The sequence below is a fragment of the Streptomyces malaysiensis subsp. samsunensis genome, from assembly GCF_024519315.1.
Classification (GTDB): Bacteria; Actinomycetota; Actinomycetes; order Streptomycetales; family Streptomycetaceae; genus Streptomyces; species Streptomyces malaysiensis.
On sequence record NZ_JANIIC010000134.1, the window covers coordinates 1 to 9,828 of the forward strand.

Annotated in this window: 7 protein-coding genes; 3 read left to right on the plus strand and 4 right to left on the minus strand. The window is 74.1% G+C overall.

Features of this window, described 5'->3' with window-relative positions:
* On the plus strand, positions 1 to 1,714 hold a 1,714-nt coding region (locus NQU54_RS47410; RefSeq protein WP_257636465.1), incomplete at its 5' end, for an alpha/beta hydrolase.
* Positions 1,715 to 1,946: 232 nt separating this feature from the next.
* Here the strand turns inward: NQU54_RS47410 and hemQ are convergent.
* Genes hemQ through NQU54_RS49635 form a run of 3 tightly spaced genes read right to left on the minus strand, consistent with a single transcriptional unit; the run spans position 1,947 to position 6,464 of the window.
* Positions 1,947 to 2,663 carry a hydrogen peroxide-dependent heme synthase gene (gene hemQ / locus NQU54_RS47415; RefSeq protein WP_069867177.1) on the minus strand — a complete coding sequence of 239 codons (717 nt, stop codon included), beginning with the start codon at positions 2,661 to 2,663 and terminating at the stop codon, positions 1,947 to 1,949.
* Positions 2,664 to 2,667: 4 nt separating this feature from the next.
* The gene (gene hemG / locus NQU54_RS47420; RefSeq protein ID WP_257636466.1) at positions 2,668 to 4,149 is read right to left on the minus strand and encodes a protoporphyrinogen oxidase; all 1,482 of its coding nucleotides are present in this window, start codon (positions 4,147 to 4,149) and stop codon (positions 2,668 to 2,670) included.
* Entirely contained in the window at positions 4,146 to 6,464 is a 2,319-nt protein-coding gene (locus tag NQU54_RS49635; RefSeq protein ID WP_306279841.1) for an IclR family transcriptional regulator domain-containing protein, read from the minus strand. The genes hemG and NQU54_RS49635 overlap by 4 nt, the downstream gene beginning before the upstream one ends.
* Positions 6,465 to 6,565: 101 nt before the next feature.
* On the opposite strand from NQU54_RS49635, the gene NQU54_RS47440 reads away from it, so the two are divergent.
* Together NQU54_RS47440 and NQU54_RS47445 are read left to right on the plus strand one after the other, a co-directional pair.
* On the plus strand, positions 6,566 to 7,747 hold the full coding sequence (locus NQU54_RS47440; protein ID WP_257636467.1) for a 4-hydroxybenzoate 3-monooxygenase: 1,182 nt from the start codon (positions 6,566 to 6,568) through the stop codon (positions 7,745 to 7,747).
* The gene (locus NQU54_RS47445) at positions 7,744 to 8,598 is read left to right on the plus strand and encodes an IclR family transcriptional regulator (protein ID WP_372506430.1); all 855 of its coding nucleotides are present in this window, start codon (positions 7,744 to 7,746) and stop codon (positions 8,596 to 8,598) included. Before NQU54_RS47440 ends, NQU54_RS47445 begins: the two co-directional genes overlap by 4 nt.
* 102 nt (positions 8,599 to 8,700) lie before the next feature.
* Here the strand turns inward: NQU54_RS47445 and NQU54_RS47450 are convergent.
* Positions 8,701 to 9,828: RNA-guided endonuclease InsQ/TnpB family protein (locus NQU54_RS47450; RefSeq protein WP_257636468.1), on the minus strand; the 1,128-nt coding region annotated here is incomplete at its 5' end.

The window sequence follows — 9,828 nt, forward strand, 5'->3', positions numbered from 1 at the left end:
GTCCGGGGGGGGCTGGGGCGGGGCCCCCCCGGCGGGGGGCGGGGGCGCGCCGCTCACGGCGGCCCCTGCGGCCCGTTCGGCGGCCCCCGCCAGCCCCGTCGCCGCCACCGCGCCCGTCTGGACCACCTGGTCCGGATCGTCCGCCCCGGCCGCCGCCCCGCCCGCTGACCCGGCCACGGCCCGCGGGGTGGCGCTCGCCGCCCGGCGCGCGGCGGAGCGCGGTGTCACCTTCCGCCGCTGTCCCCGCGCCGAGTCGCTGGCCACCCCCATCACCTGCGGAAAGGTCTCCGTACCGCTCGACTACGCCCGTCCCCGCGGCAAACGCGTCTCGCTCACCGTCAGCCGGGTCCGGGCGAGCGGTCCCAAGGCGCGGCGCCAGGGCGCGCTGATCTACAACCCGGGCGGACCGGGCGCGTCCGGTATGGCGTTCCCCGAGTACGCGGCCGAGAAGTCCTTCCGCCGCTTGGCCGCCGTCTACGACTTCGTCGGCTATGCCCCACGCGGTGTGGGCCGCTCCGCCCCGCTGTCCTGCCAGCGGCCCTCGGCCTACGCCAAGGCGCCGACCAGTTCCCCGCCGCACCCCACCGCCGCCTTCAAACGGCGGCTGGTGGCGCGGGCGCGCGCCTATGTGCGGGGCTGCGTGCGCCGCTCGGGCCGCGCGCTCGCGCACTACACGACGCTGAACAACGCGCGCGATCTGGAGGTACTGCGCGCGGCGCTGGGCGAGCGGCGGCTGACCTTCGTGGGCGCCTCGTACGGCACGTACTACGGGGCCGTGTACGCCACGCTCTTCCCGGGGCGGGTGCGCCGGATGGTCTTCGACAGCGTGGTCAACCCGGCCCCCTGGCAGATCTGGTACCGCGACAACCTCGACCAGTCGCTGGCCTTCGAGCGGCGCTGGCGGGACTGGCGCCGCTGGGTCGCCCGGCACCACCGCGTCTACCACCTGGGCAGCACCGCGGACCGGGTGCTCGCCTCGTACGAGAAGGCGCGGCGGCGGCTGGCGCACAAGCCGGCGGGCGGGGTCGTCGGCACCGCCCAGCTCCAGAGCGCATTCCTCAGGACCGGCTACAACGACGCCTACTGGGATCCGGCCGCCCGGACGCTGGCCGCCTACCTGCTCGGTGACTCCAAGCCGCTGATCGCGCTCGCCGCGCCCGATCGGGCGCAGGCGGCCGACGACGAGAACGGCAACGCCGTCTACACCGCCGTGGAGTGCAACGACGCGCCCTGGCCGCGCGAGTGGGCCACCTGGGACCGCGACAACACCGCCCTCGCCCGCCGCGCGCCCTTCGAGACCTGGGACAACGTGGCGATGAACCTGCCGTGCGCCTTCTGGCCGGTGAAGCCGGGCCGCCCCCTCGACGTGGGGAACCTGGAGGCCGTGGGCCCCCGGACGGGTCGGGTCGCGCTGCCGCCGGTGCTGCTGCTGTCAGCGGAGCGGGACGCGGCCACCCCGTACGCGGGGGCGAAGGAGCTGTGGCACCGGCTGCCCGGCTCCTCGTTGGTGACCGAGCGGAAGGCGGGCACCCACGGCCTGTGGGGCGGTCCGAACGGCTGCGTCAACCGCCATGTGGACACCTATCTGCTGACCGGTAGGACCCCCGGCCGGTCCGCCTACTGCGCCCCGCGCCCGGCGCCCGAACCGCAGCCGGAACCGGCCCCGCTGCCCGATTCGGGCAAGCAGCCGGCCGCGCTCCCGGGCACGCCCTGAGAGGGCGCCGAAGCCCGTGCGGGACGGCCGTCGGACCGTCCCCCGGCGGCCTTACGGCCACACCGGCGGCCGTAAGGTCACGCCCGGAGGCCGTAAGGATCCCGGCGCCCGCCGTAAGCCGTCCCGGCCCGCCGTAAAGGCGTCCCGGCCGCCCCAAGAGCGTCCGTCCCGAGCACCGTAAGAGCGTCCCGGCCGCCGTAAGAGCGTCCCGGCCGCCGTGAGGACGTCAGGCTCAGGCCAGACCGGCGACCAGCTCGGAGACCGCCTTGCGCCGTCCGGTGAAGAACGGCACCTCCTCGCGCACATGGCGGCGCGCCTCGGAGCCGCGCAGATGGCGCATCAGATCGACGATCCGGTGCAGTTCGTCCGCCTCGAAGGCCAGGATCCACTCGTAGTCGCCGAGCGAGAAGGACGCGACCGTGTTGGCGCGCACATCGGGGTAACCGCGCGCCATCTTGCCGTGGTCCGCGAGCATCTGGCGGCGGTCCTCGTCGGGCAGCAGGTACCAGTCGTAGGAGCGGACGAACGGGTACACGCTCACGTAGTCGCGCGCGTTCTCGTCCGCGAGGAACGCCGGGATGTGGGACTTGTTGAACTCGGCCGGGCGGTGCAGCGCCATGTTGGACCACACCGGCTCCAGGGCCCGCCCCAGCCGGGTGCGGCGGAAGAGGTTGTACGCCTCCTGGAGGGCGTCGGAGGTCTCCGAGTGCCACCAGATCATGATGTCCGCGTCGGCGCGCAGCCCGGACAGGTCGTAGGTGCCGCGCACGGTGACGTCCTTGGCGGCGAGCTGGGAGAAGAGCTCCTCGACCTCGTCGGCGTAGCCGGTGCGGTCCTCCGGCAGCACATCGCGGAGCCGGAACACCGACCACAGGGTGTAGCGAATGACCTCGTTGAGGTCCTTGGCCTTCTTACCGGCGTTGGGAGTCTTCTCAGGTGCAGCAGTCATGGCCCTATTCTCGCTCTCCGCCTCCGGCGCCCCGCTCCAGGGTGGCCTCCAGGGCGCCCAGCAGTTCATCGGCCGCCTTATGGGCGCTGCCGACGCACGCGGGGATGCCCACTCCGTCGTAGAGAGCGCCGCACACCCGCAGCCCCGGCACCTTGGCGACCTCGGCGCGGATACGGGACACCCGGTCGAGATGGCCCACCGGGTACTGGGGCAGTCCGCCGTCCCAGCGGTCCACCCGGCTCGCGACGGGCCGGGCCGTGAGGCCCACGGCCTCGCCGAGATCGGCGAGCGACATCCTTACCAGATCGGCGTCGTCCCGCTTCAGATCCACCTCGTCGTCAAACCGCCCGATCGAGGTACGCAGCACGAAGAGATCGGGGGCGGCGTCACGCAGCCAGCCCCATTTGCGGCTGGAGAACGTGGCGGCTTTGATCGTCCGGCCGTCGACCGGCGGCACCAGGAAGCCGCTGCCGTCGGCGAGGGCGTCCACGCCGGTGAGCGCGTCGCGCCGGAAGGCCATGGTGATCAGCGCCATCGAGGCGTAGTCGACGGTGGCCAGTTCGGTGGCGGCGGCCGGGGCCTCGGCGGCCAGCAGCCGGGCGGCGGCGGGCGCGGGGACCGCCAGCACCACGGCGTCGGCCTCGACCACCGGCGGGCCGTCCGTGCCATCCGTCCCGTCCACGGCGAGGGTCCAGCCGTCGGCGGTGCGCCGCAGCTCCCGTACGGGCGCGCCGGTGCGGATCTCGCCGCCCGCGGCCCGTACGGCGTCGGCGACCGCGAGCGGCAGCCGGCCGATCCCGCCGTCGATGCCCATGAACACGGGGCCGTCCTGCCGCTGCGCGGCGCGCTCGGCCAACTCCCGGACGCCCTCGGTCAGCGGGCGTCCGGAGCGGGCCACATCGAAGAGGGTCGGGACCGACGCGCGCATCGAGGTGCGGTACACATCGCCCGCGTACACCCCGCCCAGCAGCGGTTCGACCAGCCGGTCCACGACCTCGCGGCCGAGCCGCTCCGCGAGGTACCCGCCCAGCGCCACATCCTCGCCGACCGGTGTGGGCGGCAGCTCCCGGTCTTGGGCGATCCGGGCCAGCCCTTCTTCCGAGATCACCCCGGACGCGGCCAGCGGCGCCAGATCGCCGGGGACGCCCATCACATGTCCCTTGGGCATCGGGCGCAGCCCGCCGCGCGTCCAGAGGGAGGCGGTGGCGGTGGCGGGCGGCCGCAGCCGGTCGCCCAGGCCCACGGCGCGCGCCAGGTCGACCGCCTCCGGGCGGCGGGCGAGCATCGACTCGGCGCCCAGGTCGACGGGGGCGCCCTCGATCTCCCCCGAGCGCAGCTTGCCGCCGAGCCGTGCCGACGCCTCCAGGACCGTTACCCGCGCCCCGCCTTCCAGCAGCCGGTGGGCCGCCGCGAGGCCCGCGATTCCGCCGCCGATGACCACGACATGGCCGGTGCGCCCCGCCCCCGGGGTGTTCGCCGCTCTCATGCCCCCACTCTCTCACCCGCCCCGAGGGCGTGATGCGCCGAGGCCGTGGCCAGGTCGGCCTCGATGCGAGTCGCGGTGGCGCGCAGCGCCGGGAGGAGCTCGCCGCGGACGCTCTCGGCGGTGCCGCGACCTGCGTGGGTCGCCACGTTGAGCGCGGCCACCACACGGCCGCGCGCGTCCCGTACGGGCACGGCGAGCGACCGCAGCCCCTCCTCCAGCTCCTGGTCGACCAGGGCGTGCCCCTCCGCCGCCGCGCGCTCCACGACGCGCGCGAGCTCGGGCACGGAGGTCACGGTGTGCCGGGTCAGCGGCCGGGGCCGTACGTCGGCGAGATGGGCGGCACGGGCGTCGGCGTCCAGACCCGCGAGCAGCACCCGGCCCATGGAGGTCGCGTAGGCGGGGAAGCGGGTGCCGATGGTGATGTTGACGCTCATGATGCGGACGGTGGGTACGCGCGCGATATAGCGGATGTCGCCGCCGTCGAGGACGGCCAGGGACGCCGACTCATGGACGGTGCGGACCAGTTCGCGCATGTGCGGCTGGGCGATGTCGGTGAAGCCGAGCTCCGCGAGGGGGGCGTAGCCGAGCTCCAGCACGCGCGGCAGCGGCCGGAAGGTCCGGCCGTCGGCCTCGGCGTACCCCAACTCGACCAGGGTGAGCAGCGAGCGCCGGGCGGTGGCCCGTGCGAGCCCGGTGGCCTCCGCGACGGCGGTGAGCGTCATGCCGCCGCCCAGGCCGCCGCCTTGCCCCGCGCCGACGAGGCCGTGGGTCATGCCCCCGACGCCGCCGGACGCGCCTCGCGCCGCGTCCCCCACCGTGCGAGCCTCGCCGTCCACCGCACGCCCCACGCTGCGGCCCACGCCCTCCACCGAACGCGCCTCACCCTGCGCCGCGCCACCCACCGAACGCGCCTCGCCCCAGCTCGTGGCCTCCACCGCACACGCCTCGCCCCGCCCCGCACCACCCACCGAACGCGCCTCGCTCCGGCTCGCGCCCTCCACCGCACGCCCCGCGCCACCCACCGCACGGGCCTCGCCCCGGCTCGTGGCCTCCGGTCCGCCCAGGGCCCGCAGCACGGCCAGTCCGCGCGCGAGCGACTGGAGGAACCCCGCCCCCAGCTCCCGCTTGGCCATCCGCGCGGGGTCCTCGCCGACGGCCGATGTCCCGCCCACGGCCGCCGACGCCGCACCCGCGGCGCTCCGCGTCCGGCCGCTGCCCGCGGGTTGGGCCGACGGGCCCGATGACGGCGCGCCCAAGGCCGACTCCGCGCGGGTTTCATCCGCCGCGGGCAGCCCTCCCCCGGCGGCCGGGCCAAGCGGTGTGGTGCCCACCGCACCCGCACCACCGCCCGCATCGTCTCCCCCGCTCGGCGCGCCCGGAGCCGATCCGGCCGGGCCGAACGCCCCCACGCCCCAAGGGACCGGAGCAACCGAAGCGGCCGAAGCGGCCGGAGCGGCCGGAGCAGCCGAAGCCGTCGATACCGCATGCCGCCGCCGCGGCGCCGCCAAAGCCGCCTCCATCGCCGGGACTTCCGCACCCAGCGGCCCCAGCACCGCCGCCCGCAGCGAGTCCACGTCATGGCGGCTGGTGTGGCTGACCACGTTGACCGCGCAGGCGATACGGCCCGAGGCGTCCCGTACCGGAACGGACACCGCCACCAGGCCCGGTTCGATCAGCTGGTCGTCGGTGGCCCAGCCGTCGTGGGCGGCCTCCTTGACACGGGCCTCGAAGTCGGCGCCGGAGTCGGGCCGGTGGCGGGGCGGAACGGCCGGGAAGGCGGTGTCCAGCGGGTCCCCGGCGCGGCGGGCGCGCCAGGCGGCCCAGTCGGCCCCGGACCACTCGGCGGCGAAGAGCGGGCCGGGCGAGCAGCGCTCGGCGGGGAGCAGATCGCCGATGCGGAAGGCGAGGGACATGGTGCGGCGCCGGGTGACCTGGACGACGAAGCGCACCCCGCCGCCGTCGGGGACCGCGACCGAGACCGACTCGTCGAGCCCGTCCGCGAGCCGCTCGGCGAACGGGCCGAGCGCGGCGGGCAGTCCGCTCGCGGCCAGATACGCGTTGCCCAGCTCCATCAGCCGGACCGCCAGGCCGATGTCGCGTCCGTCGAGCGTCACGTAACCGAGCTGTTCGAGCGTGGCCACCACGCGGTCGACCACGGACCGGGCGAGCCCCGTGCCACGCACGAGATCGCCGGGCCGGACCGTGGCCCGCCCCTCCTGCGCGGCGAGCCGGGTCAGCTCGCGCAGCACGGCGAGGCCGCGCTCGAGAGGCCCGACGGGGCCATTGACAGGTGGTGGCACCGGGCTGAAACTCATCACACAGCCGATTATGAACGAAGTTTCACTCAGCGAACAAGTACGGAATTCGTGGCGAGCCGCAGGGACCACCACAGCCACCACAGCAAGGGGACGATGTGATGCGCACCACCGTCGGCATCATCGGCGGCGGACCCGCCGGGCTGCTGCTCGCCCGTCTGCTGCACCGCGCGGGAATCGACTGCGTGGTGCTGGAGAGCCGGGACCGGGCGTATGTCGAGCGGCGCCAGCGGGCCGGGATCCTGGAGCAGGGCACCGTGGATGTGCTGCGGGAGTGCGGCGCCGGCGGGCGGCTGGACCGTGAGGGCCTGCCCCACCAGGGCATCGAGCTGCGCTTCGAGGGCCGCGGCCACCGTGTGGACTTACCCTCCGCCACCGGCGGCAAGTCGGTGATGGTCTACGCCCAGACCGAGATCGTCAAGGATCTGATAGCGCTTCAGTTGGAGGAGCCGGGCGCTCCCCCGCTGCTGTTCGAGGCCGAGGCGCTGGCCATCGAGAAGCCGGACTCCGGCGCGCCCGTCATCCGCTTCCGCCACCAAGGCCGCGAACAGACCCTCAGCTGCGACTACGTGGCGGGCTGCGACGGCTTCCACGGCATCGCCCGGCGCGCCATCCCCGCCGACCGGGTGCGCGCCTTCGAGCACACCTACCCCTACTCCTGGCTCGGTGTGCTGGCCGATGTGGCGCCGTCCTGCGAGGAGTTGATCTACGCCCGCCATGAGCGCGGCTTCGCCCTGCACAGCATGCGCTCCCCCCATGTCTCCCGGCTCTACCTCCAGGTGCCGGGCGGCACCGACCCGGACGACTGGTCGCACGACCGGATCTGGGACGAGCTGGCGACCCGCTTCGCGCTCGACGGGGACTGGACGCTGGAGCGCGGCCCGATCACCGCCACCTCGGTCACCCCGATGCGCAGCTTCGTCCAGGAGCCGATGCGCCACGGGCGGCTCTTCCTGGCGGGCGACGCGGCGCATATCGTGCCGCCCGCCGGCGCCAAGGGGCTCAATCTGGCCGTCAGCGACGTGGTCACGATGGCCCGTGCGCTGATCCACCACCAGGAGACCGGTTCCGCCGAGCTGCTGGACGGCTATTCGCGGACCTGTCTGCGCCGGGTGTGGCAGGCCGAGCGGTTCTCGTACTTCATGACGGACACCCTCCACCGGCGCCCGGACGAGAGCCCGTTCGAGGACCGGGAGCGGATCGCGCGGCTGGAGCGGATCGCCTCCTCCCCCACCGCCTCCGCCGAACTCGCCGAGAACTACGTCGGCCTCCCGCTGTCATGACCGCCTCGGGCCCGCTCACCCCGATGAGCCCGCCGGGCTCCCGCGCCCCCGGCCGCCAGGACGCCGGCCGCTCGGTCGCGGGCCGGATGCTGGCGGTCCTCGACGCGTTCGACGCCTCGCACCGCTCGCTGTCCCTCACCGCCCTCGCCCGGCGCGCCGGGCTGCCGCTGGCCACCGCGCACCGGCTGGTCGCCTCGCTCACCCGCTGGGGCGCCCTGGAGCGCGACGCCACCGGGGCGTACCACATCGGGCTGCGGCTGTGGGAGGTGGCGACGCTCTCGCCGCGCGGGGTCGGGGTGCGCGAGGCGGCGCTGCCGTTCATGGAGGACCTCTACGAGGCCACCCACGAGAACGTCCAGCTCGCCGTGCGCGACGGCCTGGAGGTGGTCTACGTCGAGCTGATCTCGGGTCACTCGGCGGTCCAGGTGCGCACCCGGGTTGGCAGCCGCTGGCCGCTGCACGCCACCGGCGTCGGTCTCGTGCTGCTCGCGTACGGGCCGCCGCGGCTGTACGAGCGGGTGTGCGCCCGCCCGCTGCGCCGCTACACCGAGATGACGATCCAGGACCCGCATCGGCTGCGGACCGCCCTCGCCGAGGTGCGGCGCACCGGGATCGCGGTCAGCGACCGGCAGATCACCATGGACGGGCTGTCCATCGCCGCCCCGGTGCGCGGACCGCGCGGGGAGGTGGTGGCCTCGCTGTCGGTGGTGGTGCCGGCCGCGGAGGGGCGGGCGCCGGGTCTCATCCCGGCCGTACGGGTCGCCGCCCACGGCATCTCCCGTACCCTCGCCGCCGCTCTGGGACAAGACCCCGTCGTGGAGGCTTCCAGTCGGTCACCTTCTCGGCCGTGAACCGTCGAGCTTGTGTGCTCGGTCGTTCACACCTCGTCGCGCTCCCGACCACCCCCTACGACAGGACGGTCACGGGTCGCATCCACCCAACCCGAGCAGTTGTCAGGGGTGGAGTGCGGGTGCGGTGACAAACACCCACGCCGAGCGTGCGCGATCGCGCACATTGACCCCGGCGACGACATCGGCGAGGCCAGCGAGCCCACACCGACGACAGCGAAAACAGTCCCGATCGGGCCGGTTGGCCCGCTCGGTGTGCCCACAGCGCGGACAGCGCTGCGAGGTGTAAGCCGCGTCCACTTCGAGGAACGGCACCCCGGCCATACGGGCCTTGTAGACAAGGTGCTGTCCCAGCTGGTGGAAGGGCCAGGAGGAGAGGGCGCCCCGCTGGTCGCGGCGTAGCCGTACCCGCTCGCGGAGACCGCCGAGTGCCTCGACGGCGATGCCGCGACCGGTGCGTTGCGCGACGGACACGATCTCCTTGCTGACGCGATGGTTCACATGGGTGGCATGACGCTGTTCCTTTCGCTTGCGGCGTGCCAGGCGCCGCCGGGCAGAGTGGCTTGTCTTCCTCTGGAGTTCGGCGCGCTTGCGGGCCTGCCAGCGCCGGTAGCGGGACAGGCGGCGGCCCTGGTAGTTCGTGCCGTCGGATGTGGTGGCGAGGTTCACGATGCCCCGGTCGACTCCGATCCAGTCGACCGGTTCGTACACCTCCGGGTCGGGCAGGTCGCAGGTGGCGATCAGGAACCACTTCCCACCCCGGCACACCAGGTCGCTCTCGCCCTTACGATGGGCGACGAGCATCTTGAGCTGGTCGGGCGAGCAGGCGAAGGGGATGCCGCGCATCCGCCCGGCCATCGTCCAGATCGATACCGTGCGTGCGTCGTACTGCCAGGACAGGCAGCGATCGTCGAACGGCTGGGCCGCCTCCGGATGAAAGCCGATGGGGGCACCGATGGCCTTCCGGTAGCGCTTGGATGTGGGCGGGCCCAGGTTCCCCGCCCACAGGTTGGCCCTCAGCGTCGCATAGGCGTCGACGACCTTCTTCACCGCCCGCACCGCCGGTTGGGCCGACAGCCCGAACCTCGCCTTCAGATCCGCGTACACCTCCCTCTGGAGGCCGTTGCGGTCCTTCAGCTCCTTGGCGAAGGCAACCTGCGAGGCGTAGGTGGCGGCCCGGTTACAGACGCGCAGGGTCGCCTCCAGGACCGACGCCTGCTCCGGCGTCGGCAG

Excerpts from the sequence above, each read along its gene's own strand:
- hemQ (WP_069867177.1), bottom strand. The coding sequence starts at position 2,663 with ATGACTGCTGCACCTGAGAAGACTCCCAACGCCGGTAAGAAGGCCAAG.
- hemG (WP_257636466.1), bottom strand. The coding sequence starts at position 4,149 with ATGAGAGCGGCGAACACCCCGGGGGCGGGGCGCACCGGCCATGTCGTG.
- NQU54_RS49635 (WP_306279841.1), bottom strand. The coding sequence starts at position 6,464 with ATGAGTTTCAGCCCGGTGCCACCACCTGTCAATGGCCCCGTCGGGCCT.
- NQU54_RS47440 (WP_257636467.1), top strand. The coding sequence starts at position 6,566 with ATGCGCACCACCGTCGGCATCATCGGCGGCGGACCCGCCGGGCTGCTG.
- NQU54_RS47445 (WP_372506430.1), top strand. The coding sequence starts at position 7,744 with ATGACCGCCTCGGGCCCGCTCACCCCGATGAGCCCGCCGGGCTCCCGC.